Source organism: Flavobacterium rhamnosiphilum, assembly GCF_004349195.1.
GTDB lineage: Bacteria > Bacteroidota > Bacteroidia > Flavobacteriales > Flavobacteriaceae > Flavobacterium > Flavobacterium rhamnosiphilum.
The window spans coordinates 214,389-240,752 of the sequence record NZ_SMLG01000004.1 but is presented as its reverse complement, the minus strand read 5'-3'; the positions used below and the strand labels follow the sequence as shown (position 1 = coordinate 240,752).

The following is a 26,364-nucleotide window of genomic DNA, read 5'->3' as shown; positions in this document are numbered from 1 at the left end:
TTTTTCTTTTAAAAACTACTTCTCTCCTGAAATTTCCGGAAGAGAAGCAGCCTGTTAAATTATATTAATGCGTGTGTCCATGAGCCGCATCAACTTTGTCTTGCTCCACTTGATTAATACTATCCGTACTTACTTGATTAGTAGTATCTGTGATCACCTGAACTTGTTCTGTTGTTTCAGCAGGTTGAACTTCAGTGTTTTCAGTTTCGTTGTTTGCTTTTTTGTTGCAAGAAGCTAACATTCCGATTGCGATAGCAGCTACGATTAAAAAATTTTTCATAATTGTAATTTAAATTGGGTTTATAAAGAATAATAAAATTGAATTAATGTTGGTGTCCGTGATTAATATCTTGTTCAGAAACTTGGCTGTTTCTAAATTTAGAAGAGATTGTTTTTCCATTGACAACTAATGTGATGGTACAATAAGCATATATGCTTGCTTTAGGAACTTGTACAAATAAAGCATTGTTGGTGTCCAAAGAAACAGGATTCGTTGCTTTTGTTTTATTGAAAAATTCAAAAACAGCCGATCCAGTAATTTTTTTATTTGAAACCGTTTTTCCTTTCGCATCCAGTACGTAAAAACTAATATTGTTTTCTCTTTCGACCATTTCTATTTTGTAGTCGCCTGAATTTTGTATTATTCCACCGTGTGGCGTTTTTACAGTATTAGTACTTACTTGTGCATTAGAAATTGTTGTGCCTGCTATGGTTAGCAGTATCGCAACTGCAATGGATTTAATTGTTTTCATTTTTGATGTTGAAGTGTTAAAAGTAATTGAGTATGTCTTCGACATTACTAAAAAGTCAATTCATAGCGTATGCTTCTAAAAAATGATTCTAGTTATTTAGATGCATTAACTCACTAAAAAAACTTGTTTTTTAATACTGAATATTAGTGAAATTGATGCAAAGAAACATTCGCTATAACTATATAGCAAAGTGCTTTTTAATACTTAATTAGAAATATTCAGAATATCATTAATTAAGATTGAAAAATTAATTTAACTCAATTTGGGTGGAAGCCAGATGCATGCAAAAACATCGGAATTGTAAAATTCTGGAGGAAACGGAACAGTACTATTTACAGAAATAGTATTTGGTTTGCGAAATGAAAACTCGGTTATGTTTTCAAAAGCAAGGACTGTATTAACAGATTGGTTAATAGTCTTAAAAGGTAAACTTTGATGATTGTCTTTTTCCTGATTAGAATGATGTTGACTATCATTATAATGAATAGCTATAAAATCTAAAAAAGAAATCCCGTGCTTATCCTCATCTTGATCGTGATGTTCTGTAAAGTGTTCTGCTAAGTTAGGTAGTTTCAATAATTGCCCTACTTCTGTGTTGGCACACAAAAATATGGAAAGGAATAATATGGCAATTGTTTTTTTCACGATTGTAAAAATAGTAAATTTTATTGATTACCAATAATTTGAAAACTAAATATTAGGTGAGACTTAATTTACCAAAACTTTTAAGAGGATTTTGATGATGGCGTATCAATTTTGCTGACTTTTAGATTGTGATGTATTCTATCAAAGAATGAACAGATATATTTTATTTAGTTATTTCACATTAAACTTATTTTCAATCGTTTATAAATAAGAATATCTTTTCTTTCGAATTGTAATCTGAAGTTATCATCACTAAATAATTTGGCTTCTACTTTTTCAAATATTGGTGAAATAAATAGTAGGCATGGCGATGGAGATATGGGCACAATGAAAATTTGATAAAACTGAAATGGTTTTATGAAGTTAATCATTCCTTCAGCATGATGTATATTATTTATGGAAATAAAAATTTAAAAAACTCCTAGTTACATACTTAAATAAACCGTAAATTTATACTAATACAAAATAGTTTAAATATTTAAAATACAGAACTTTGAGACTTATTTAAGTATTTTTTAGTGATCAAAAATATTGAGTATTTGTTTATGGTTTAATTTAAAAACGAAAACTATGAAAAAATCAAAACAATATCGTGAGTTCTTCAGTCACAGTCTGCGTAAACTCTTCCGAACTATCAAAATCGAATTAGTAATCATTACCGCATTAATGTATGCACTGCTGATACTTACTTCTTGCAGGAATTCAGAAAAAAACCAAAAACAAGTTGAACAGAACCACCCTCAACAAGAAGAAGAAAATCACAACCATGAACATAGTGGGCATTCACAACAAATGAATGAAACTCGTGATTGGTTAAAGCAGGAATTGGGCGAAAAATACAATCAGCCCGTATCTCCCAGTACTGAGGAACAACTTGTACAAGGTAAAAACATATTCACAAAATATTGTATTACTTGTCATGGTAGTAGTGGTAAAGGTGATGGTCCAGGAGCAACAACATTACAACCAAAGCCAGCCGATTTTACTGACCCTGAGCATTCGTCATTTTATTCAAATCAAGGACGAATATACCTCATAAAAAAAGGAATGAAGGGAACTGCAATGGCAGCATGGGAAAACATTTTGAGCGAAGAAGAAATCCTTTCAGTTTATGCATATGTAAATTCTCTGAAAAATTCAGGCGAAATGATGGAACACCACGAGCAGAATCATTAAAAAACATAAATAATTCAAATGATAATAACCGAAGTGCTTTTAAAAGGAATGGAGTATATTCCAAATACTGAAAAGCAATTACGAACTAATATGTCTCAATTAAGCAAAAAGTAATGGTAAAAATTCTTAAAACAGTATGAATATGCACTATGGCATTATTACTATGGAGCTTTTCAGCTAAGACCCAACAAAGATACCAAACAAGGAAAGGAAGTATTGTTAAGTTTTTTATTTACGAACAATTTCTACAGAACATTTTGCATGTAATGCCACCGCTTGCGAAACCGAGCCAAGCAAAAAGCCTTCTATAACCCCATGACCATGAGAACCAACGATAATCAAATCAGCACCAAATGTTTCAGCTTCTTTGAGTATTGCACTTTTTGGAGAACCACCAATAACCATTGTAGTTACAATTAAAGCCGGATTTTTATCCCGCAAAATTTTCGCTGCATTTTCCGTAATTTTCTCTGCGCCTTTAAAAGCGTTGTGATCAACTTTAGCATAATATTCATGTGAAACTCCCATTGGCTCAAGAGAATTTATTAGCGACATTCTTTCATAAACAGAAACAATACACACTTCGGTTTTGGGCGGAAATGGTCTGTTGGCAATTTCATTAATTGCTGTTTTACTATATTTTGAACCATCGGTTGCTAGTAGAATTTTCATCCTTTTTTTTCCACTAAATTCATTCCGCATTTGGGACATTTTCCGGGTTTATCCGAAGTAACTTCTGGGTGCATTGGGCAGGTGAAAGTTTTTTGAGTTTCCATTTTTTTATATTTTAATGTAGTTTGTACTTGTCTTATTTGGACATATCCATATTTTTATCCATTCCAGTCATTTTGTGTGATTGCATTTTTTTATCTTTCATCATATCCATCATTTTAGGATTATCCATCATCGATTTACACATTTCAGACATCATCGTAGTATCTGTTTTAGATGCTTTCATCATTCCTTTCATCATATCTGGATTGTCTTTCATCATTTTCATCATGTTTTCGTGATTTGTCATCATCATTTTTCCTTTACTACTGTTCATCATCGCTTGCATCATATCTTTTGACATATCACTATTGTTAGCAATAGTATCCATAATTGCCTTTTTTGTATCTGAATTTGAAAGAATTTGATTTACGTCAGTTTTGGATTGGCAAGAAGTAAATATTGTTACAAAAACAATACTTAAAATAATTTTTTGAATGGTTTTCATTTATTTAATATTTAGCTATGAAGTAATTTTTACGATATAAAGATAATACAACTAATTCATTAAAATGTTAAGTTATTCTAAATAATAGTTGTATAATTAACATATTTTCAAGTGTTTGAGTAAAAAAAAAGATGCTTGTTTTTACAACAAGCATCTTCAACATTAACCTTAAATAAAAAATTTTAATAATTAAAAGTACCACCGAATCCAAATCCCATATCACTATCATAGTGGGTTGTAAATCCAAAGTTTCTTTTCACAATGTATTTTAAACCAGCCATATATTCTTTGTCGGTATTCCACATTAAGCTCATTCGTAGTCTTTTAGAAACTGGAATATCTTTTCGTTCAAACTGTAAACGTACATTTCCATCGGTGAATACTTCGACTTGTGCCATTATAAGCATTGGTAAAGTATAATTAACCCCTGCACTAAAAACAGCTCTTTTGTCTTTGGTATTGGTTTGACCGAAAAGATTTCTTTCTTGCTCGTCTATTCCCATTCTTCTAGATCTCCAGTCAAAACCAATAAAAGGCATTAACCATTGCATTTTATCAATGTATCTACCAATATGAGTTTCAGTTTCATAACCGTGGTGTTCTTTGTAACCTAAACGCCATTCAGTACCAATACTCCATCGTGTGCTTTGATACATCGCTTCTCCATCGTTTCCGTTTGTGGCAAAATCATTTTCTGCCATAAAATGAAATTTTCTATCGTCTGCAAATAATTTGCGTTGTGCTAATTTAGGGTTTGGTATTTCTGGATTTGCAGGTGAATTTTCGTAACTAAAAACCCTGCCCATTCCGCTCATCATGTGATACAAAATATGACAATGAAAAAACCAATCACCACTTTCGGTTGCTGCAAATTCTAACGTATCCGTTTCCATTGGCATGATATCAATGATATTTTTCAATGGTGCATAATCTTCTTGTCCGTTGATCACCCTAAAGTCATGTCCGTGCAAGTGCATTGGGTGTCGCATCATAGAATTGTTGTGAATTATCAGGCGTACATTTTCTCCTTTTTTAATTAAGATTTTATCGGCTTCCGAAACTACTTTATTATCCAGACTCCAAACGTAGCGGTTCATATTTCCTGTTAGTTCAAACTTCAACTCTTTTACCGGTGCATCTTTTGGAAGATTGGTTTTTGTTGGCGATTTGAGCATGGCATAATTTAATGTAGTAATATCAGAAAGTGCATTAGAATCATATTGATTGTCCATGCCGTGCATTTTATGGTCGCCCATATTCATACCCTCTTTTTTCTCCTTGTCTATATCCTTATCTTTCATTTCCTCTTTATTCATCTCCATTCCATCCATTTTATCTCCCTCCATATTCATACCCGGCATTTTATCGTCGCCTTTTTTCTTTAGCTCACCTGTTATTTCCGGATACATTACTACATTCATATCCATTTGATTGAGGCTCATCTGCATTCCCATATCGTCTAAATCACCGTTCATTTTCATCATGTCGTTCATCATTTTCATCCCTTCAAAATATTTGAGTTTTGGCAAAGGGGATACTAACTGTTTAACGCCAGTGCCTATATATAAAGATGCCGATTTTGTCCGGTCTTCTGGTGTGGCTAAAAACTCATAGGATGTTTTCTCTGCAGGAATGGTCAGGACAACGTCATAGGTTTCAGAAACCGCAATAAGTAAACGGTCTACCTCAACAGGCTCAACATCATTACCGTCACTTGCGACAACAGTAATTTTTCCTCCGGCAAACGTAAGCCAAAAATTGCTGGATGCACCTCCATTAGCCACGCGTAATCTTACTTTATCACCAGATTTAAACTGCGAAAGCTGGGTCTCATTTTTTCCATTGATTAAAAATTTCTCGTAATAAACGTCGCTCACATCCATGGCGTTCATTCGTTTCCATTCATTGATAACCTTTGTTTTGAAGTACCCTTGTTTTATGGCTTCGCCATAACTTTGTGTTGTGCCTTTTTTTATTGCAAACCAATCTGAGGCATTGTGTAACATCCTATGGACATTCTCCGGGTTGATATCGGTCCATTCGCTTAACACAATCGGAATTGTTGGAAGATCATCTATTCCCTCCCGAAAATTCGGATCGGAGTTTCTTTTATTCATCACAAAAGATCCATACATCCCGATTTGTTCCTGCAAACCAGAATGGCTATGATACCAATGTGTCCCGTGCTGCCTGATTGGAAAAGAATATTTGTAAGTACTGTGTGGCTTTATTGGCATTTGGGTAAGGTTAGGCACACCGTCTTCTTTATTGGGTAAAAACAAACCATGCCAATGTAACGATGTTTCCTCATTGAGTTCGTTATGGACATAAATCTCTGCGGTATCACCTTCAGTAAAGGTCAACGTAGGCATTGGTATCTGACCATTTACTGCTATCGCTCTTCTTGATTTTCCTGAAAAATTTACCACTGTATCCCGAACATATAAATCGTACCTGACTACTTTTGGCGGCTCATCTTTTATCACTCTTTTTTTTACGGGATGATTTACTGTTACCTTTTCCATGTTTTTCATATCATGGCCCTTATCCGTGTCGACTTTATCTGTAGAGGAAGATTTAGCTTTTTCAGGTGTTTCCTTTTTAACAGGAGTAGCCGCTTTTGGTTTTGCACTTGCTTTCGGCTTTGACTTTTCCTTTATCAATGTCATTCCACATTTAAGGCATTTTCCTGGCTTGTCAGCGTGAATTTCGGGATGCATTGGGCAGGTATACGTTACGGATGCCACCTTATTATTATCCGTTTTCATATTGTCCATGTCGTCCTTCTTTTTAGAAGTCTTTTTCAAGGGCATTTGGATTTCATCATGCTTTTTAACTATCGATTTCTTAACCGATTTCGCTTTTTCCTTTATCAATGTCATTCCACATTTAGGGCATTTCCCTGGCTTGTCAGCGTGAATTTCGGGGTGCATTGGGCAGGTGTACGTTGTGGGCTGCACCTTTTGTGCCTTTTCTTTTTTTGACATATCCATCCCTTTCATATCCTGTGCTTGTGCAAAGGAATAAATAGCGAGAATGAATGTTAATACTATTATTCTTTTCATTTTTTTAGTTTAAAATTGATTTATTTTTTCAATAGTAACTCCAACTCTAAAATTTGTTTTTTGAGTGATTCTACACTTTTCATTTTTTTAAATTCTGCTATTGATAAAGCTTTTTTACCTGCTTCAATTGCACTTGGATAGTCTTTTAGTTCCGTTGCTATTTTTTGTCTTAAATTAGGATAATAAAAATTTTCTGGATCTAATTTCTCGGCTTCAATAAGCCAAGCTATTGCTTGTTTGGAATCTCTGTTTGTACTGTAATAATAGTTTGCGGCTTGAAATAATAAATTAGCATCAAGGGTTTTTTCTTTAATGATGTTTTTATCTATTACTGCTAAAATATTTTCATCTACTTTACTTTTCAATGGAATTTTCACCATCGAATTTTCCCATATTATTTTTAGAAATCCCTCCCCTTTGTTATTAATGTCATTTATTTCGATTGTAAATGTTTCATAAAAATTGGGTATGCTTTCCACTGGAACTGTAAAACGAAAAACATCTTTTTTGGCATCATATCCAGTTTCGCCGTGTAATGTTGTATCTGTATTTACAATTATTGTCCACTCCTTTTTAGAAGGTATTGTGAATATTGAGTAACTACCCATTTTTAAAGTAGTATTTCCAAATACAATATCTTCGTTGGTAGTTATTGAAGTACAATCACTAGCGCCAGTTCGCCAGAGTTTTTCAAAAGGCACTAATTCACCAAATATTTTTCTGCCTCTTGCTAGTGGTCTGCTGTAAGAAACTTTGATTATTGTGCTACCCAATTCTTGTTCAAATGATGCAGATGGACTTGCAGAAGTTAGTTTTATTTGAACTTTTTCTTGTGCCGAAATTACTAAAGCTTGTAAAATAAAGAAATGTATTAGAATTACTTTTTTCATGGTTTTTAATTTTAAATTGATTTTATTATTTTTTTATTTTTCTCCAAATTTTTCTAATGGTAGGTGATGAGGTATACCAAAGTAAAAAACCACTTAAAACGGTTATTAACCCTAATAAAGAAAATAGTCGCAAAACAATATTATTCATATTGTCTCTATCTTCATAATCCATAGTATGGGTCATCCATAAAAAGTCAAACCATCGCCAATCTCTATGTCTGATCGTTTGAAAAGCTCCATCATTTGCCGAAATATAGACCTTTAAATTATTCGGTTCTTGGTATGAAATAACATAGGCAGGTAGTAAATGCTCTCTATATTCATGGTGTTTCCCTACTTCCTTAATAAGTTGTATTTCTTTTACTTTTAAACCTGATACAATATTTTTATCTGCAATTGACAACGCTTCTTCTTTAGAGATACCATTTTTTAATTTTCCTGTTTTGGCATTATAAAGCATCTTGTCATTAACCCAATAAAAAGGGGTCTTATTAATTTCTCTTAATTCAATAGATCGAATGGCTATCGAAGGATGAAGAAGGGAAGGACTTATTAAACCCGAAAACGACTCCTGAGCAATTCCTTTTTTATGAAATTGCATTCCATGAATGTCATCAATATTAGACCAACTAAAATACAGACCGCTAATAGTCCACATTAAGAATTGAAGGCCTAAAAATATTCCTAAATATCGATGGGATTTTCTAATCCATTTTGCTTTTTTTCCTTTAATCATTTAGATTGTTTATTTAGATTGGCATTAACAACAACTTTCACCCGCCTGTATTGATGGACATTTTACTGTACCATAACTACAATAAACACAACAATCGCCTTGTTTGGGTTTTAATATGACCTTACAATTCTCGCATTCATAAAAGAATTGACAAGCATCTGTAGGCATTATTTCGTCTTTTTTATGTCCACAATTGGGACAAATCAAAGTTGATTTTAGTTCCACTGATTTACCGTTGTATATAGTGCAAGTTTCGCAAGTGCCATGTGATTTATTCCTGTAATAATTGACTCCGGTCGCAATTAACAAGCCAAACATACCGATGTAGATAAAGTAAAAATTACTGCTAAAATAATACCCATACAAAATGAGTATTGCACTTGGAATAGCAAACAATAGGGGATAAAGAGAACGATGTTTTTGATAAGAAATGATTAAACCTACGATTGAGATTAAAATCATTGCCTGAAAAATCCACATGGTCCATCCACCAAACAACTCAAAACTACCCAATCCTAAAGCAGAAGCTCCGAATGCAAAAAGAGGAAAACAGCAAGGTGATAATAGTGCTGTGAAGAAAAGTCCAATTGTACCTAATTTATCAATGTTCAATTTTAATTCCATATTTGTTAATTCCATAATTTAATTTTTTTTCTAATCCTTACATATCCATCCCCTCCATGGGGTCACTTCCTTTGCGGAATTTATATTCGCTGTTTATGGCATACGCTCCAGTAATGACTACTTTTTTGGTTATATCCATTTCTGATTTAATTTCAATCATCCCATTGGTTTCTGCTCCTGTTTCCACCATTAGGCTTTCAAATACTCCCGGTCTTTTTTCAATCCAAATATAAGAAGCATTTTCTTCCCTGATTACAGCATCTGTAGGTATGAATATCCCTTTTATATTGGATTGTGTCAATTTTGCAATTGCCTGCATCCCGGGTTTTAACAGCAAATTTTGATTAGGTATTTCCATTCGAATTAAAAGCAGTCTGGTATCTGGATTTATTTCAGGATTGATAAATGAAATTTTTGCAATTATAGTTTTATCAGGATAATCAGTAAATGAAACTTTGGCGTTTTGTCCAAGGTGCATGCTTTTTGCATAATTTATATTCACCTGTGTTTCGAGCCAAAGACTATTTAAATTTGCCAATTTAATTATACCAGCACCCTCCATTGCATAACTGCCTTCTGTTGCTATTATCTCCGAGATAGTTCCACTGCTGTTACTATAGAAAATAGTGTACGGAGAAATTTCTTTACTCGATTTTATAGTTTCAATTTGGGCATTGGATAAACCAAAGAATAATAGTTTTTGTTTGGCAGCAATGAGCATCGTACGTGCATTTTTTCCAAAACCACCTGGCATGGTAAGTTGTTTGTATGCTGTGAAGTAATCTTGTTTGGCTATGGCAATATCTTCACTATACAATTGATATATTGGTTCGTTTTTAGCAACATAATCACCAACCGTTTTGAAGTATAACTTTTCAATTCGCCCCATTGCTCTAGCAGAAATGGTGTTGATTTTTTCTTGATTAATTGTTAAAACCCCTGTATAATTTTGCTCTAAACTGCTTTGAGTTTCTGCAACAGTTTGCGTGGTGATGTTCCCCAATTGTAGCTGCTGTTTACTCAAGCTTATCTCATTTGCAGCTGTGTCGTCACTTTTTATTGGAGTTAACTCCATATGACAAATGGGACATTTCCCAGGCTTATCCTCCTTTATTTGAGGGTCCATAGAACAAGTGTAAAAAATAGTTTCTTTACTTTTATGTTTGCTATGGTCTTCTTTGTTTTTAGTATTACAAGCTATACATAAAGTAAGTAGTATTGATAGAATGCCTATTATTTTTATCGTTTTCATAATTATTCGGTTTTAATAAAGCTTTCGCTATCAATTAAATATTGTGCATTTTTAGCAAGGGTATCTTCAACGGAAATTCCACTGATAATTTGAATAAAATCATCCATTTCAATTCCTGCTTTTATTGCAGTTGCTTTAAAGCCATTATTCTTCTTTATAAAAACTATTTTCTTGTTGCCAATACTCACTAATGCTTGTTTTTGCAACCAAACCCCTTGTATTGAATTTGTTTTCACAATTCCTTGTAATCGCAGACCTATGGGGAATTTCAGTTTATTGTTGTTTAGGTATACCCTAATTCTATTGGATTTATCTGCTGGATTAAATTGAGTTTCAATAAAATTTATTTGTGCATCAATGAATTCATTTTTGTCTAATTCTGTAGCAATTTTGATAGTTTGATTGGTTTTGATTAGACTATTGTACCCTTGACTAACATTAAAGATACCCCATACTTTATCTGTATTTACTAATTTAAAAACTACTTCTCCCTTTTTTATATAGTTACCTTCTTTTATATTTAATATTTCGGTATTGTTACTTGCACTTTGCATCGTCGAATTGCTTGTATTATCCATTTTTTCTGTTCCTTGAATAATTCCAGAAGCTGGACTGTAAATTGAAACTTGAGGATTTACTTTTTTGGAAGAAGACAATGAATTTATCTGATTTTTAGTCATTCCATAAAGCAATAATTTTTGCTTTGAGGCTTTAATAATTGATGTATTATCGGAATCATTGGAAATTAAATAAATAAAATTTTGCTGTTCTGTCAATAATTCAGGGCTGTATAAATCAAATAATTTCTGTCCTTTAGCTACTTTTTGGTACTTATAATTGACATACATTTTTTCTATTCTTCCACTTATTCGAGCAGCAATATTTACTGATGAATTTGGATCGTAAGATACTATTCCAGGTAAGTTTATCTCACTGCTTAATGTCGTGTCTTTAGCTGTTGTAGTTTGATAATTCCCGACGATAAAATTATCAGTAGGTTTCAAAAGATTGTCAATAGAATTGTCTTCCTCAGCTTGGCTTTCTGTTATTTTTTTTACTAAAGTCATTCCGCAAATAGGACAGTTTCCGGGTTTATCTCTAATAATTTCGGGATGCATAGAACAAGTATAAACTTCCATTTGATGTGAATTCTCCGAATGATTCCCTGATTTTATGACAAAGAAATAGACAGCAAATCCTATACTAGAAATTACGATTAAAATTAAACTATATTTTAAATATTTATTCATAATTATTTGATTTCTAGTTGTTTTTCAATTTCTACTTGTGTACTTAAAATATTTTGTAATTTATCCAGAACATCAATTTGTGCCATATTTAATGCTTCCCAAGCATCCAATACTACAAACAGATCTCCCGTATTATTCTGCCAAGCCAATATTGCAGTATCATAGTTTCGTTTTAAGGCAGGAATGATATTTTTTTCAGCAATATCATATTGTTTTTTTAGGTTTATCAATTCTGTATTCATACCCGAAATCATTCCTGCTGCTTCATTCAAAATCATTTGCTTTTGCCAGTTGAGACCTTCATTCTTGATTTTAAAACTGTTGATATTGGCTTTATTCATTTTTGTTGACCAAGGCATTGGAATAGTAATCATTCCCATTAAAGAGAATTGTTTTGGCTGTTCTCCAAAGGCAAACATATGGTCATATTTGACACCAAATTCTGGTAATAATTTTGCTTTTTCGGTTTCAATTTTTAATTGATTTAATACCATTGTTTTTTCAATAGCTTTAACATCACTTCGGTTTTGGGAAAGTGAAGTTGTATCTGCTTTTATGGCATCAAAATCATTTAATTTATAGGTTTCATCTATTTCAAACAAAGTGTTTTTATCTCTAGCCATCAAGGTATTTAGCATAATTCGCTTCTGGGAAATATCGTTTTGCAACATTACAATCATACTTTGTAATGCACCGTATTGCGATTTTGCTTTGTAATAGGTTGGCAATTTATCCATATTATACTGATAGCGTATTTCCATACTTTTTATCATATAGTCTAAGAGCAATAAATTATCATCCGCAATTTTTATTTTTTTATTTAATACCAGCCATTGGTAATAATTCGTTTTTGCCAGTGCCTTTAATTGATTAATCGTATACCCTTTATTTTCTTTTTCAACAGATGACATTGCATTCATGTAATTGAAATCAGACTTAAGTTTTCTAGCATTCGGTATCATTTGTGTAACACCAACCATGTAAGATCCCATACCTGGTCCCATTTCATCGGCTTTCCATAATTTACTATTGTAAGGCGTCATAAAAAAACCCGTTTCCACTTGTGGAGCCATCCAACTTTTGGCGCCTTTTGCAGCTGCATCCATACTTTGAATATCAGCATCATACATTTTTAGTTGTGGATTATTTGTTTTGATATTCGTCAAAACAGCATCCAACGAAAGTGTTTGCGCCACCATATTAGCAGTACTTAAAATCAAACAGCTTATTGCGATATAATAGTTATTCTTTAACATCTATAAGTTCTATTTTGCCTTTTGTTTTTAATTCTCGAAGTTTCACCATCTCAAAAACTATAGGGGTTACTAATAATACATAAATTGTTGAGGTAATTGTACCCCCAATGAGTGGAACCGTAATTGGCAGCATCACATCGGCACCCGTTCCTGTTGCCCAAAGAATAGGGATTAATCCAAATAACGAAACGGAAACGGTCATCAATTTTGGTCTCAACCTTTTGGCTGAACCGTCAATAATGTACTGTTTCAAAATTGCTTCTGTAATTGTTGCTGCACTGTTCCCGTGTTTTTCTACCATTTTATTCATTGCTTCATTCAAATAAATAGTCATTAACATAGCGGTTTCGATTGCCATTCCAAATAGTGCTATAAAACCAACTGCAACGGCTACGGATAAATTTATTCCATAAAAATAGACCATAAAAATCCCTCCAATCAAAGCAAACGGTACGGTTATCATTGTAATCAGTGCTTCTTTCATAGAATGATAGGTGAAGTACAGAATAAGGAAAATAATGATAACAACTATAGGTAAAATCATGCTTAATGTTTTATTGGCTCTGATTTGGTTTTCCCACTGTCCGCTCCACTCCACATAATAGCCTTTTGGCATTTTAGTGATCATTGCATTCAATTTTTTTTGCGCTTCTTTTACCGTACTTCCTAGATCACGCTCTCGTACATTAAACAGTACACTGCCTCTTAGCATTGCATTTTCGCTATTTATCATTGGAGGACCATCGCTTATTTTTACATCGGCTACGGTTTCTAATGGAATAGGACCAAACTCCATTGTTTGCACTTGGAGTTTTTTTAACGCCTCAATACTATTTCTGTATTCTTGAGCATATCTTGCATTTACAGAAAATCGTTGTCTTCCTTCTATAGTTGTGGTGAGTTTCATTCCACCAATAGACGCTTCCACCACATTGTTTACATCATCTATTGTAAGTCCGTATCTGCCTATGGCCTCTCTTTTTGCTTCGATATCGATGTACTTTCCGCCAGTAATCGGTTCCGCATATAAATCTTTCACGCCAGAAGTACCCTCGAGGGCTTTTTTTATTTTTTGAGATAAAACATTGATAGTGTCTAAACTTGCTCCGTAAATCTTTATTCCTACATCGGTTCTAATACCAGTAGAAAGCATATTAATCCTATTAATGATGGGCTGTGTAAAACCATTCGTAACTCCTGGAATTTGAAGTTTATTATTTATTTCATTAACAATATCGGCTTTCGTTTTGTCTTCTCTCCATTCGTGTTGGGGTTTTAGTAAAACAATCGTTTCAATCATGCTTATTGGACTATTGTCGGTTGCTGTATTAGCGCGTCCGGCTTTTCCTAAAACATGAGCCACTTCGGGTATCGATTTTATCAATTTATCTTGCACTTGTAAAATTCTTTTTACCTCAGAATTGGATACGTCTGGCAATGTTACAGGCATAAAAAGCACAGAACCTTCATCTAAAGGTGGCATAAATTCTGTACCTAAACGGGTAAACATTAAAACACCAATCAGGAGCGCAATTATATTAATACCTAATACTGTTTTCCTCCATTTTAAACAAAAAATTAAAATAGGAGTATATATGCTTTCCAGTTTTTTATTAATTGGATTTTTGTTTTCTGGACGAAGTTTGCCTTTAAGCAGAAAACTAATTAGAACTGGAGTAAGGGTAATGGCTAAAAAAGCATCTACTATAAGTATAAACGATTTTGTCCAAGCCAATGGGCTGAATAATTTACCTTCCATACCCGTGAGAAGAAATACAGGTAAAAAGGAAGCTATCACAATGAGTGTTGAATAAAAGACACCTGGACCAACTAATTTTGAAGATTTTTCTATAAGTTGTAACTTTTCTTCAGAAGATAAGGGGTCATGTTCTTTTTTGAATATATTTTTTATTTTATCATTCATTTTATTTCCGAATTATTTTGATTACTCTCCATCTCTTCCTGTTTCTCCGAAATTGTCCTATACGCATTTTCCACCATTACAATTCCGTCATCGACGACAACACCTATAGCTAATGCAATCCCCGTTAATGACATGATATTAGATGATATACCAAATGCTTCAAGCAAAATAAAGCCAATAGCCACAGATATAGGTAATTGTATTAAAATAATTAAAGCACTTCTCCAATGAAAAAGAAAAAGTAGTATAACAATTGAAACAACAATCATTTCTTCTATTAAAGTTCCTTTAACCGATGCGATTGCTTTTTCTATCAATTCACTTCTGTCATAAGACGTTTTAAAAGTAACGCCTTCAGGCAATCCTTTTTCAACTTCTTTCATTTTTTCTTTTACAGCTTTTATAACTTTATCTGCATTTTCACCATAACGCATGACTACAATTCCTCCTACAACTTCACCTGTTCCATTTTCGTCAAAAATTCCCAAGCGTAAATCTCCACCCATTTGTATGGAGCCAATGTCTTTTACTTTTACTGGAACGGAATTATAATTTTTAATAGCAATGTCTTCTACATCTTTTATGTTTTTTATGTACCCTAAACCTCTTACTATGTAAGACATATTACTCATCTCAAATTTTCGACCACCAACATCATTGTTATTTGCTTTGACTGCATTCATCACTTCCATCATACTCACATTGTAGTACTGCATTTTCAAGGGATCTAACACTAATTGGTACTGTTTTTCAAAACCCCCAAATGATGCTACTTCAGCCACGCCGGGAACAGTTTGTAATGCAAATTTCACGTACCAATCTTGTAAAGCTCTTTGTTCTCCCAAGTCCATACCGTTAGCCTCTAAATGATACCAAAAAACATGGCCAACTCCAGTTCCATCTGGTCCTAATGTGGGCACTACATTTTGAGGTAATAATCGTTGGGCATAATTCAACCGTTCCAACACTCGAGTTCTTGCCCAATACACATCTACATTATCTTCAAAGATGATATATACGAAGCTCATCCCAAACATAGATGCACCGCGAATATTTTTAACTTTTGGTATTCCTTGCAGGTTTGAAACCAAAGGATAGGTTACTTGTGCTTCTATAACCTGTGGACTTCTTCCCATCCATTCTGTAAATACAATAACTTGATTCTCGGACAAATCCGGAATGGCATCTATGGGGTTTTGTTGTACGCTATAAATACCCCAAGCTAATAAGCAAGCTGAGACGAGAAGAACAACAAATCTATTTTTTAGTGAAAATGATATTAATTTTTCTACCATAATGTTTAGTTTTCTAATGAAAGACTATCTTTTGTTTTATTTATCCAATTGATTACTTCCTCTTTTTGAGCAGGTGTTACTATTGCATTTTTATGAAGTAGCGTGTAGGACGCTAAGGGCATTTCATCAGATTTTATTTGTTTGATGATAGCTTCTAATTTGTTTTCTTGTTTTCGCTTGGAGTAGTTTCCGAATCCATTAAAGTTCAAATCTTTCTTTCCATCTTTAATATGATTTTCCATAAAAAACCGTGCTGGCTGAATGTAAGAATATAATGGATAATTAGTATTGTTACTGTGACAATCGTAGCAAGATGTCCGTAAAATAGTTTCAACATTTTTAGGAACATTGTACATTTTTGTAAAATTTGCAGCTAATTCCTGCTCATAACTTTCATTACGAGCAGGTTGATGTAACTGCATCAACAAAAAAATAACAAACCCAATTATGAGTATTTTCTTGATGATTTTTTTCATTTTATAATTGTTTTTTCATAGAACCACAAGTAAGCATTTTCGAACCGTAGTAAGGATTTTTTATTTCTTTGCTTTCACTTATCCAAATAGCACCTTTTCCTTCATTATACATAGGACAAAAGTCTTGATATAGTTTTTGTTTTGCTCCAAATATTTTTATCAAATCATTCACATCTTTACTCAACATCGCAAAATGTTCTCTTTGGTGGTCAATTTTTCCAACATTATCGCCAATGTGTTCTGCGTGTTCTTTAGCATCATCAGCAATATCAATATATTCTGTTTTCAATTTTGGATCTATTGTATTGGTATTGACTTTATTGAAAGTTGCATATAATGCTTTACCCGCATTGGCTGCTCCTTTTGTATCGTCTTTTGTGAGTGCGTTTTTTAGTTTTAAATAATCAGAAATTATTTCATTTGTAGAAAATGTTGTTTGGGTAACCGATGTAGCTTCAGTATTAACTTCAACTGTTGTTGCATCATCGTGACTATGACTACCATCAGTATGATCATGAGCTGCTTCATTTTGTACAACTGGTTCGGTTAATTCCATACCACATTTTGAACATTTTTTTCCTTTTTTCCCTGTTACTTCGGGATGCATAGAACACGCATACAATTGTGAAGCAGTTTCGGTCGTTTCAGAATTACTGGTTTGAGCTTCTTTGTTTTTTTGGTTACAAGAAACTAGTACAAATACCATTGCTATGGCTGAAAGGATTAGATTTTTCATTTTTTTTAAATTTATTAATTGTTATTTTTAGATATTTTAAAGTTTACATTTTTATTACAACACCATTTGGTTTTTTACCAACACTGATTGTTTTAGCAACCGTATGATTGGTAACATTTACAACAGAAACTGTATTTGCTGTTTGATTGGTCACATAAGCAGTGCTTCCGTCCATAGTGAACGAAATTGCGTGAGCACCAGCACCCGTATTAAAAGCGCCACCGTGCATCCACATCATCATACCAGCATCCCAAGTCCAATAATGTACTTTTCCATTCATTGGATCAGAAACCCATAATTCGCTTTTTGTTCCGTTGTGTGAGGCAATTCCGGGCATAAATCCTAAAACAATAGTTTGGTCAACGGCATTTGTAGCTACATTTATAACAGAAATAGATTGTCCGTCTTCGTTGTCAACATACATTTTACCATCTGTACCAGTCCAAGCTCCAACAGGATTGTTACCAACTGTAACCGTTGCAACTACTGATTTTGATGCTACATTGATTACTGAAACGTTATCATCATCGCCATTAGCAACATAGGCTTTTGTCCCGTCCGAAGAGAAAGTTAATTCTGCTGGCATCATACCTACAGTAATTGTACTTTTCAGCGCATAAGTTGTAGCGTCATACACCAATACTTTTCCATTCATATCCATTTGAGGCACCCAAATTTCTGTACCATTTGGAGAATAAATAGTATTGTGGTTCATTACAGGTAAACCAATGTTTTTAACAATTGAACCAGTTGTCGCATCAATAACAACAAGTTTCCCCGACATAGTTCCTGTTACTGCGTGTCCTGCGCTTAAATCCATTCCCGGAACTCCAATTGCAAGATGATTTGAATGTGAAGAAATATGGTGTGGCCACATTATCATATCTGTACCGGTTCCCATCAATGGAATAGTTCCTGTAACTTCATTAGTTGATAATTTGATTACTGAAATTGTTGCATCTTCACCATTGACAACATACGCTGCTGGATAATTAACGTTTAATGCTGCATTTGTCATATCCATACTATCATCTTTATTACAAGATGATAAAAGTATTACTCCAATTATTGATGCGGTAAAAAATATATTCCTCATTTTTTAAAGTTTTAATTTTATTATTTTATTGTTTCTACTGTCTTGCCACAACTCAACATTTGTGAACCATAATATGGATTTTTAATGGTATTTTCTTTGCTCAACCAATTGGCACCTTTACCACCATTTGCCATTGGGCAAAACTGATAATAAATTGGCGTTTCCACTTTTGAAACTTTCAGAAGTTCATACATGTTTTTTGATAAAGTCATAAAATAATCTCTTTGATGTTTTACATCTTGTGTTTCGGAAATATGTTTGGCATCTTCTTTCAGTTGATTCATTACTTTCATCCAAACCATATGCTCTTCCATTTTCAATGTTTCCATTTTTATTTCATTGATTGCAGAACGCAATTTTTTAGATTGCATTGAAGTTGTTTTGCTATCCGTTTTTACTAAAGCATCTTTCAATAAAAAGTAATTATCAAATACTGGTTTTAATTGATTTTGAGTTGCTTGTTCTATTTTTTGAGTTTCTGATTGATTGGCGTGAGCGCTATGATTTTCCATAGTTGCCATTTGCTTCGCCTTTTCGCTATCGCTCGGGTCTGATTTAATTTCGGTTTTTACTGCAACTTTTGTCTCTCTATCATATTGACAACAGCCATGAAGATTGTTATATACATCATCTGGAGCAAGAAATTTTTCACTATCATATCCTGCCAAAGCTATACGCTTTAAGATTTCATCCTGATTGGTTTTTTTAGCATCATAAGTAAGCGTAGCCATTTTGGTGTCTTTATTCCAATCAACATTGGCATTTTTTTTGAGACTTCCTGCTTTTTCTATGGAGGTTTCGCACATTCCGCAATTCCCGAATATTTTTACGGTTTCGGTTTTAGCGTTTTTGATTTGCGCATTGGATACCACGAATGATAACAATAGTGCTATTGTCATCACTGTTTTTTTTAGTGATTTCATTGTAAAATAATTTTAAATTGAATTAGTTAAACAAGAACAAAATGACAGCACAACAAAGCCACCCTTTTGAAAATGAAATTAACTGAGAAAGCAAATGATTTTAAAGCAATAATTGCTTTTGATTTGACACAATTATGGCTATCAAATTTAAAATTCAGCCTATTTTTGGTATAAGCCATAAAGAATTGAAACCAGAAGAAATGGAGGTTTCGTAATTGTAAAAATTTTGTTTTTCTGAAAAAAAATTAAAACTATTTCTATTAAAATTCAATTCATTAATAGAAACAGATGTGTTGCAAGAAGAAGCACAACCACATTTAGAATGGCTGCATTTTCCTCCGCAACCTTCGTGGTTTTTAGTTTTTGAATGACTATCGTCTTTACAACAATCATCTTTATCCATTTTTGAGGAAGTCTCTTTTGAAGAAGAATGTTTCGATGAATTATTTTCACACGCAAAACCCGACATTGGCATCAAGAAGAAACCAAGTACAACGATTAATAAAATGTGAAACTTTTTCATCTAAACAGAAATATAATCAAATTTAGCTAAAAAATATTAATTCATCACTAAACATTTGTTAAAATCGTTAAATTACATCCAGCAATAGTATACGCTTTCTACAGTTACTGGCTTTATTTGGATTTTACTAAGTAATGCCATCATTGTAGGTAACTATTTAGGCAAGTCAGAATTATTTCACATACTTTTTAAGTGGTTATCTACAATATTTTCTGCAAATCATGAGATTGGTTTTATTTCGGCTTATTTCAAAGGTCAGAGTTAATAACAATAAAAACAAGATCGCAGTCGCTTGCGTCAACTGTCGCAACAGTAGGCGGGGCATGTTTAGTGCGAGTGACTTCACCGCTTAGTTCGCCCCGCAACTGTCCTGACGCAGGAAGGACAATTGCGGGGCGGCGGGCATCAGCCCACCGCTATCGGTTCTGATTTGAAATTGGCAAGATTTAGGAAAAAGCCTCTATGCTGTGTCATCCCTTCACGGAAAAGTTTCCACAGCAACGATGCCCCCATGTTGGCAAGTGCTGAATTGATAAATAAATCTTGCTTTTCCAATGCCTCGGCAAGTGAACAACTCGGCTCATTGTTTTCGGTCTGCGCTTCGAGCAGTTCCTTAAATTCATCGGTAACCATTGGAAGATTGGAGACAGTCCTGTATAGATTTGAATTTGGTTGTTTGATTACCCCTATAGTGGAAAGAATACCTTGTCCAGTATTTCGGGCGTTGCCTATGTCCAACCAATATAAAGATTTATTGCGTTCCCAATTGCTATATGTTATTCCATCCATCAAGGCAGTTGCAATGTCAAAACGTGCCGAAACGGTATCCACACAACTGATGTAAATGTTTGCCCTGCCTTGATTGGTCAGACAAGAAAATCGTTATTATTACCGAACGTAAAGAACACATTGACTCACTTTATCAATATTTAAAGCAGACTTACGAAGCAATTACTTTAAGTGGAGAAGATTCTGAAAGTGCCAAAAACTCAAAATGGAAATTACTAAAGGAAGGAAATTATCAAGTACTAATCACAACCGGACAATTCTTTGGCGAAGGAGCTGATTTGCAGAACGCCAATTGTCTTTTTCTTGTTTACCCATTTTCTTTTGAAGGCAAATTGATTCAATATATCGGTAGAGTCCAACGATCGGAAATAACTCCAACTATTTATGACTATCGCGACATCAAGATTGATTACTTAAACAAAATGTTTCTGAAAAGAAATATCTATTACAGAAAAATAGATAGACTAGCCACCTTATTTGATGAATCCGAAGAGGAAATTAATGTTTCAAAAAACACTTTCATTATTGATCAGAAAATAACGATTCCATTTGAAAAACTTGAATTTCGATACGGAAGCGCATTGCTTTCAAATACAATGTGCCTGAAATGAAAACAGAACTTGAATTTGATATTGAAAATATTGAAATGAGACCGGAATTTGAAGTTTTGAAAGCTTATTTCTCCAAGACACTCAAAATAAAAAACATTATTGTTACTATTCACGCTGAATTTGAAGATGGCAAATTAATTACGCAATTGGCATTGTCTAATGACCTAAAAAAGATAACTAAAGAACTAATTGAAAGCGTAAAGTTTAAATTTATAACCAAGACTTTCTTGGGAAAATCAAATGCTATTGGTAAAGAAAATTTACTCGATATAAATCAATTGCAAAATGAAAATAATAGCAAGTTATATGATTCTGGAGATGAATTATTGAACGATTTTTTGCAGAATCAAAATTACAAACATCAAAAACATTTACACTATTTAGCCGACCATCACGAAAGGACGATTCTTAAAATTCGATTTGTATTGAATCCATTTTCATTTGTCTTTCTTTTAGCAGGAAAAACAGGATTTCATATCGTTTTAGAAACCCTAAACACAGAAGAAGCAACCTATATTTGGCATTTTGACAATGACAAACAATCAATTCCTGATAAATTAAAACAAATTGATAACTACCTAGAATTCCATTAAAAATGATGGAAGACAATCTTTTATAGAAAATCCACCAGATAATTTTAGTAGAATACTCCATGATTATTCAGTCGATAGAAAAGGTTTTATTATTTGGAAAGATCTGATTGAAGAAAGGCTTGCTTGATGAAAAACAGATTGAAAAATTATATTTTATATCAACATAATGAGTTTAAAACTCATTATACAACTACAATACATAAATTAAATATAAAATATGATTAACAGTATAATTATATTTTGTATCATTGCAGTGAGTTTTAAACTCATATTTATACTATGAAACATAAAAATATTTCAACTCAATCTAACGAGATCCTTTCTTACTTTAATGAAAAGAATAGAATTTGTTTTGAATATAAAGAAGCGTTAAAAGTTTTGCCTTTGTCGAAAGAAAACACCGTTAGTAAATTACTTAGCGATATGACAAAAAGAGGACTGCTAATGAGGCTAAAAGAAGGTGTTTATTATATCATACCTTATGAAGAAAATGCAGAAACTTTTATGCCTGATTGGCATTTGATGGCGAAATATTTAGTAAAAGATGCAAAACATTATATTGGTTATTACTCGGCTTTACAAATTCATAATCTTATAACCCAACCATCACTAAAAGAACAAATCGTAGTTTCAAAACAAATGAGGCCATCCGAAATTAAGGTTAAGAATATTACTTTCCAATTTATTTATCATAATGAAAATCATTTCTTTGGAGAGAAAAAAATGTGGATTGATAATTTCGATAAGGTCGTTTGTTCTGATTTAGAAAAAACTATTGTGGACTGTTTATTCAAACCAGATTATGCAGGTGGAATTGTAGAAATAGCTAAAGCAATTCACGAAATTCGAAATAAGATTGATTTCAATAAATTACTAGAGTATGCTATAAAATTCAAATCCCAAGCAGTGATTAAACGATTAGGATTTTTGCTGGAAATCTTGGAAATTGATAACAGAATTATTCAAGAACTATTAAAAATAAAAACAACTTCCTATGTATTATTGGATACCGAATTACCCAAATCAGGCAAAATGATAAGCCGATGGAGTATTCAACAAAATTTAGAAACAGAAACAATTAAGTCAGCCATTTACACATGATTAAACCAGGAGAAATACAAAAGAAAGCACGCGAAGTTGAAGTTCGTGACCAACAAATCGAAAAGGATTATATATTGTCTTGGATATTAAAAGGTGTTTCGGAGCACGAAAAACTTTCAAAAATCACTGTATTCAAAGGCGGAACCGTACTCAAGAAAATCTATTTTGCAGATTATCGCTTTTCTGAAGATTTAGATTTTACATTGCTAGACAACAATATCACAAATGAACAAATTTTCGAATGGTTCAAAGAAACTTTTGAGTATGTAAAAGAAGAAGCAAACATTCCACTAGAGATAATTGATGATAATGAGCATGAAGATGGCGGGATAAATTTCTATATCAGTTATGTAGGACCACTTGGCGGATTTGGAAATAATAAGAAAGTGAAAGTTGATATTTCAAGAAGTGAAAAATTAGAATTTGAACCAGTTATAAAACAAGCAATAATTGAATATTCAGACGAAGAAGAATATAAACTATTGTGTTACCCTTTAGAAGAACTATTAGTAGAAAAATTACGCTGCGTAATGCAACGAATGCAACCAAGAGATTACTATGATATATGGTATTTACTCGAAGTACATGGCATGGATATTGATTTTTATACATCAGAATTCAAAAATAAATGTGAAAGCAAAGAACTTAATCCAGCAGATTTTTATAAAAAGTTGGAGCAAAAATTACCGCAATACAAAGCAAGATGGCAAAAATCCATGAGCGACCAAATAAAAGACCTTCCTGATTTTGACCAAATACAAAGAGAGGTTCAGAGACAATTGAAGAAATGGGTGGTTTAATTGCAAATTCCTGTGATATTGACCACCTAATTCCAATTTAAAGTGACCACCTGATTCCAATTCAAAATGACCACCTCCATTTTTGTTTTAAAAACTACTTTTTATCAATTTGTTAATTTATACTCAAATATAAGTAATGTGATTGAAATAATGTCGTATTTGTTCTTAGAGGCAACCTCTGTAGTTATTGAGGGTTTGGCATTATAAAATACGACAACATATCGTTCCTGCTACTTAGGTGAATAATTTATTCTCTATTTATGGTTTTAAAGCAAGTGCTAAAACATATTGGTATAATCCCTAGTTACTAAAAGTGACGATTTTTTGGATAAAATATAGTACAGCTTGAGATTTTTACGACTTTTTATTAAGAAAGATTATTTTGAGCTAAAGTAGAATCTCCTTACCCTTTTAATGGTTCGAATTTTAGATGCTAAATTGTTTTTGAAACTACTTTTTTATAAAAAGACAACTTTATTTGCTTTTTTTACAGTACTAATGCGTTTAAAATCATAATAAAACACTACAAATCAACCATTTAAAAAAGGTTCGAATCCTATTACCTATCATAAAAGGACATGTCGAACCAATTGTAATAAAAATAAAAAAAACAATTATAATAAATTGATTTACAGTGTATTACAAAATAAGTAATGAAAAATTCATTGGCTTATAATAATAAGATCAAAAAAATGTAAAAATGAGATAATGAGACAAAAATAAGGTAACCAACTATAATTCAATAATATAGAAATAAAAACCGACCAAATATATAAAAATATACTTGATCGGTTAAGTGAAGGCAGAAGGATTCGAACCTTCGACCGCCTGCTTAGAAGGCAGGTGCTCTATCCAGCTGAGCTATGCCTCCATTGCTCATGTAAAAAAAAATCAGTCGGGGTGGCAGGATTCGAACCTGCGGCCTCCTGCTCCCAAAGCAGGCGCGATAACCGAGCTACGCTACACCCCGAAAATACCAAATAATATTTTCATGAAAGCTATCAATTGATAACCGAGTAACGCTAGTACTCTAAACACAAAATTATCAAGCGGAGAGACAGGGACTCGAACCCTGGCACCGATTACTCGATGACAGTTTAGCAAACTGCTCCATTACCACTCTGGCACCTCTCCAAAACTCTTAGGAAACGTGTCCTGTTTTGCGGTTGCAAATTTAAGACATGTTTACGTTTCTCACAACTATTTAGGGCCTTTTTTTCAATATTTTTTATCGTTTTTACAAAAACACTTCACAATCAAACATATAGAATGAAAAATAAATTTAAAAAAAGATAATGACAGAATCAAAATTTGAAATTGTTTAAAAAAGATTAAATTTGCTACATAAACCAACATTATAAAAAGTCATGAACAAAAGAGTTGTTATCGTTTCTGCCGTTAGGACACCTATCGGAAGTTTTATGGGGGGATTATCTTCAGTTACTGCTCCAAAATTAGGAGCAATCGCTATTAAAGGTGCTTTAGATAAAATAAAGTTAGATCCGAATTTAATTGATGAAGTATTTATGGGCAACGTTGTCCAGGCTGGCGTAGGTCAAGCTCCTGCTCGTCAAGCCGCAATATTTGCCGGTTTACCAAATTCCGTTGCCTGTACCACAATAAATAAAGTATGTGCTTCCGGAATGAAAGCAGTTATGTTAGGCGCACAAGCAATTCAATGTGGTGATGCCGAAATTGTAGTTGCCGGAGGAATGGAAAACATGAGTTTGATTCCACATTACTTGAATTTAAGAAATGGAACTAAATTTGGCCCTGCAACCATGATTGACGGAATGCAGAAAGACGGACTTACTGATGCTTACGATAACAGTGCAATGGGAGTGTGTGCTGACTTATGTGCTGCAGAATATAATTTCACCCGTGAAGATCAAGATAACTTCGCAATTCAATCGTATGAGCGTAGTGCAAAAGCTTGGGATTCCGGAAAATTTGATAATGAAATAGTTCCTGTAGCTGTTCCACAAAGAAAAGGAGATCCTATTATAGTTTCTAAAGATGAAGAATTCACGAATGTGAAATTAGACAGAATACCATCATTAAGCCCTGTCTTTACCAAAGACGGAACCGTGACTGCAGCTAATGCATCAACAATAAACGATGGAGCAGCAGCAGTAATATTAATGAGCGAAGAAAAAGCAATTTCACTAGGACTAAAACCTTTGGCTTATATTAAAGGGTATGCGGATTATGCTCAAGAACCAAAATGGTTTACCACAAGTCCTGCAAAAGCACTTCCTAAGGCATTAAAAAAAGCAGGATTGTCCATTGATGATGTGGATTATTTTGAATTTAATGAAGCTTTTGCTGTTGTAGGCTTAGCCAATGCTAAAATTCTAGAATTAGAAAACGATAAAATAAATGTAAACGGTGGTGCTGTATCTTTAGGGCATCCACTAGGATGTTCCGGTGTTCGAATTATCGTTACCTTACTAAACGTTTTAGAGCAAAATAACGGTAAAATTGGCGCCGCAGCTATTTGTAACGGCGGTGGTGGTGCTTCAGCAATTGTTATCGAAAGAGCCTAAAAAAGTTACTGGTTATAAGTTATGAGTTAAGCGTTATACGCAATTTCACTCATAACTTTTAACCTATTAACCCATAACCTATTAAC

At 33.3% G+C, this 26,364-nt stretch carries 26 protein-coding genes, 3 tRNA genes and 2 pseudogenes; 6 read left to right on the top strand and 25 right to left on the bottom strand.

Going from position 1 to position 26,364, the window contains the following annotated elements:
• Positions 1 to 64: 64 nt before the first annotated feature.
• The 3 genes from E0I26_RS07575 to E0I26_RS07565 form a co-directional block, all read right to left on the bottom strand.
• Positions 65 to 280, bottom strand: coding sequence for a hypothetical protein (locus E0I26_RS07575; protein ID WP_131915881.1), 216 nt, complete (start codon positions 278 to 280; stop codon positions 65 to 67).
• Between the two features lie 43 nt (positions 281 to 323).
• On the bottom strand, positions 324 to 752 hold the full coding sequence (locus tag E0I26_RS07570; RefSeq protein WP_131915880.1) for a hypothetical protein: 429 nt from the start codon (positions 750 to 752) through the stop codon (positions 324 to 326).
• Between the two features lie 252 nt (positions 753 to 1,004).
• The gene (locus E0I26_RS07565; RefSeq protein ID WP_131915879.1) at positions 1,005 to 1,397 is read right to left on the bottom strand and encodes a hypothetical protein; all 393 of its coding nucleotides are present in this window, start codon (positions 1,395 to 1,397) and stop codon (positions 1,005 to 1,007) included.
• Between the two features lie 570 nt (positions 1,398 to 1,967).
• Here E0I26_RS07565 and E0I26_RS07560 point away from each other — a divergent pair.
• Entirely contained in the window at positions 1,968 to 2,573 is a 606-nt protein-coding gene (locus E0I26_RS07560; protein ID WP_131915878.1) for a c-type cytochrome, read from the top strand.
• Between the two features lie 228 nt (positions 2,574 to 2,801).
• Here E0I26_RS07560 and E0I26_RS07555 read toward each other — a convergent pair whose 3' ends face one another.
• From E0I26_RS07555 to E0I26_RS07475, 19 genes and pseudogenes are all read right to left on the bottom strand, one after another.
• Positions 2,802 to 3,245 carry a universal stress protein gene (locus E0I26_RS07555; RefSeq protein ID WP_165929420.1) on the bottom strand — a complete coding sequence of 148 codons (444 nt, stop codon included), beginning with the start codon at positions 3,243 to 3,245 and terminating at the stop codon, positions 2,802 to 2,804.
• Positions 3,246 to 3,247: 2 nt separating this feature from the next.
• A pseudogene (locus E0I26_RS16630) lies at positions 3,248 to 3,343 on the bottom strand (heavy metal-binding domain-containing protein); the annotation flags it as partial.
• A gap of 38 nt (positions 3,344 to 3,381) precedes the next feature.
• Positions 3,382 to 3,792, bottom strand: a complete 411-nt coding sequence (locus E0I26_RS07550) for a hypothetical protein (RefSeq protein WP_131915876.1) — start codon at positions 3,790 to 3,792, stop codon at positions 3,382 to 3,384.
• Positions 3,793 to 3,974: 182 nt separating this feature from the next.
• Positions 3,975 to 6,857 (bottom strand): multicopper oxidase domain-containing protein, encoded by a 2,883-nt coding sequence (locus tag E0I26_RS07545; protein WP_235831736.1) that lies wholly within the window; start codon positions 6,855 to 6,857, stop codon positions 3,975 to 3,977.
• Between the two features lie 20 nt (positions 6,858 to 6,877).
• On the bottom strand, positions 6,878 to 7,747 hold the full coding sequence (locus E0I26_RS07540; RefSeq protein WP_131915875.1) for a DUF2911 domain-containing protein: 870 nt from the start codon (positions 7,745 to 7,747) through the stop codon (positions 6,878 to 6,880).
• Between the two features lie 25 nt (positions 7,748 to 7,772).
• Positions 7,773 to 8,483, bottom strand: a complete 711-nt coding sequence (locus E0I26_RS07535) for a PepSY domain-containing protein (RefSeq protein WP_131915874.1) — start codon at positions 8,481 to 8,483, stop codon at positions 7,773 to 7,775.
• 24 nt (positions 8,484 to 8,507) lie between these two features.
• Positions 8,508 to 8,708 carry a GDCCVxC domain-containing (seleno)protein gene (locus E0I26_RS16625; RefSeq protein WP_235831740.1) on the bottom strand — a complete coding sequence of 67 codons (201 nt, stop codon included), beginning with the start codon at positions 8,706 to 8,708 and terminating at the stop codon, positions 8,508 to 8,510.
• Between the two features lie 69 nt (positions 8,709 to 8,777).
• Positions 8,778 to 9,107: pseudogene (locus tag E0I26_RS16620) on the bottom strand (MerC domain-containing protein); the annotation flags it as partial.
• Between the two features lie 37 nt (positions 9,108 to 9,144).
• Entirely contained in the window at positions 9,145 to 10,359 is a 1,215-nt protein-coding gene (locus E0I26_RS07525) for an efflux RND transporter periplasmic adaptor subunit (RefSeq protein WP_131915873.1), read from the bottom strand.
• A gap of 2 nt (positions 10,360 to 10,361) precedes the next feature.
• The gene (locus tag E0I26_RS07520) at positions 10,362 to 11,609 is read right to left on the bottom strand and encodes an efflux RND transporter periplasmic adaptor subunit (protein ID WP_131915872.1); all 1,248 of its coding nucleotides are present in this window, start codon (positions 11,607 to 11,609) and stop codon (positions 10,362 to 10,364) included.
• A 2-nt stretch (positions 11,610 to 11,611) separates the two neighbouring features.
• Complete coding sequence (locus tag E0I26_RS07515; RefSeq protein ID WP_131915871.1) at positions 11,612 to 12,865, bottom strand: TolC family protein; 1,254 nt, start codon at positions 12,863 to 12,865, stop codon at positions 11,612 to 11,614.
• Positions 12,852 to 14,789 (bottom strand): efflux RND transporter permease subunit, encoded by a 1,938-nt coding sequence (locus tag E0I26_RS16665; RefSeq protein WP_131915870.1) that lies wholly within the window; start codon positions 14,787 to 14,789, stop codon positions 12,852 to 12,854. The genes E0I26_RS07515 and E0I26_RS16665 overlap by 14 nt, the downstream gene beginning before the upstream one ends.
• A complete protein-coding gene (locus E0I26_RS16660; RefSeq protein WP_131915869.1) occupies positions 14,786 to 16,084 on the bottom strand; it encodes an efflux RND transporter permease subunit in 1,299 nt (432 codons plus the stop codon). The genes E0I26_RS16665 and E0I26_RS16660 overlap by 4 nt, the downstream gene beginning before the upstream one ends.
• A 5-nt stretch (positions 16,085 to 16,089) precedes the next feature.
• On the bottom strand, positions 16,090 to 16,560 hold the full coding sequence (locus E0I26_RS07500; RefSeq protein WP_131915868.1) for a heme-binding domain-containing protein: 471 nt from the start codon (positions 16,558 to 16,560) through the stop codon (positions 16,090 to 16,092).
• Position 16,561: 1 nt separating this feature from the next.
• Positions 16,562 to 17,296 carry a DUF3347 domain-containing protein gene (locus tag E0I26_RS07495; RefSeq protein WP_131915867.1) on the bottom strand — a complete coding sequence of 245 codons (735 nt, stop codon included), beginning with the start codon at positions 17,294 to 17,296 and terminating at the stop codon, positions 16,562 to 16,564.
• Between the two features lie 43 nt (positions 17,297 to 17,339).
• A complete protein-coding gene (locus E0I26_RS07490; RefSeq protein ID WP_131915866.1) occupies positions 17,340 to 18,392 on the bottom strand; it encodes a YVTN family beta-propeller repeat protein in 1,053 nt (350 codons plus the stop codon).
• A 20-nt stretch (positions 18,393 to 18,412) separates the two neighbouring features.
• Positions 18,413 to 19,315: a DUF3347 domain-containing protein gene (locus tag E0I26_RS07485; RefSeq protein ID WP_131915865.1), complete on the bottom strand. Its 903-nt coding sequence runs from the start codon at positions 19,313 to 19,315 to the stop codon at positions 18,413 to 18,415.
• 154 nt (positions 19,316 to 19,469) lie between these two features.
• Positions 19,470 to 19,838, bottom strand: a complete 369-nt coding sequence (locus E0I26_RS07480) for a hypothetical protein (RefSeq protein WP_131915864.1) — start codon at positions 19,836 to 19,838, stop codon at positions 19,470 to 19,472.
• Positions 19,839 to 20,243: 405 nt separating this feature from the next.
• Positions 20,244 to 20,669 (bottom strand): ubiquitin-activating E1 family protein, encoded by a 426-nt coding sequence (locus E0I26_RS07475; protein ID WP_131915863.1) that lies wholly within the window; start codon positions 20,667 to 20,669, stop codon positions 20,244 to 20,246.
• Positions 20,670 to 20,686: 17 nt separating this feature from the next.
• Between E0I26_RS07475 and E0I26_RS16610 the strand changes: the two genes are divergently transcribed.
• The 4 genes from E0I26_RS16610 (at position 20,687) to E0I26_RS07460 (ending at position 23,732) form a co-directional block, all read left to right on the top strand.
• Complete coding sequence (locus E0I26_RS16610) at positions 20,687 to 21,238, top strand: DEAD/DEAH box helicase (protein WP_235831735.1); 552 nt, start codon at positions 20,687 to 20,689, stop codon at positions 21,236 to 21,238.
• Positions 21,235 to 21,831 carry a hypothetical protein gene (locus tag E0I26_RS16605; protein WP_235831734.1) on the top strand — a complete coding sequence of 199 codons (597 nt, stop codon included), beginning with the start codon at positions 21,235 to 21,237 and terminating at the stop codon, positions 21,829 to 21,831. Before E0I26_RS16610 ends, E0I26_RS16605 begins: the two co-directional genes overlap by 4 nt.
• A gap of 279 nt (positions 21,832 to 22,110) precedes the next feature.
• Positions 22,111 to 22,932: a type IV toxin-antitoxin system AbiEi family antitoxin domain-containing protein gene (locus E0I26_RS07465; RefSeq protein ID WP_131915862.1), complete on the top strand. Its 822-nt coding sequence runs from the start codon at positions 22,111 to 22,113 to the stop codon at positions 22,930 to 22,932.
• A complete protein-coding gene (locus E0I26_RS07460) occupies positions 22,929 to 23,732 on the top strand; it encodes a nucleotidyl transferase AbiEii/AbiGii toxin family protein (protein ID WP_131915861.1) in 804 nt (267 codons plus the stop codon). The genes E0I26_RS07465 and E0I26_RS07460 overlap by 4 nt, the downstream gene beginning before the upstream one ends.
• A 797-nt stretch (positions 23,733 to 24,529) precedes the next feature.
• Here the strand turns inward: E0I26_RS07460 and E0I26_RS07455 are convergent.
• The 3 genes from E0I26_RS07455 to E0I26_RS07445 all read right to left on the bottom strand — a co-directional run bounded on the left by E0I26_RS07455 (position 24,530) and on the right by E0I26_RS07445 (position 24,866).
• Positions 24,530 to 24,603: transfer RNA gene (locus E0I26_RS07455), tRNA-Arg, on the bottom strand.
• 24 nt (positions 24,604 to 24,627) lie between these two features.
• Positions 24,628 to 24,702, bottom strand: a tRNA-Pro gene (locus E0I26_RS07450).
• A gap of 80 nt (positions 24,703 to 24,782) precedes the next feature.
• Positions 24,783 to 24,866: transfer RNA gene (locus E0I26_RS07445), tRNA-Ser, on the bottom strand.
• A gap of 233 nt (positions 24,867 to 25,099) precedes the next feature.
• Here E0I26_RS07445 and E0I26_RS07440 point away from each other — a divergent pair.
• The gene (locus E0I26_RS07440) at positions 25,100 to 26,278 is read left to right on the top strand and encodes an acetyl-CoA C-acyltransferase (protein ID WP_131915860.1); all 1,179 of its coding nucleotides are present in this window, start codon (positions 25,100 to 25,102) and stop codon (positions 26,276 to 26,278) included.
• The last annotated feature ends 86 nt before the right edge of the window (positions 26,279 to 26,364 follow it).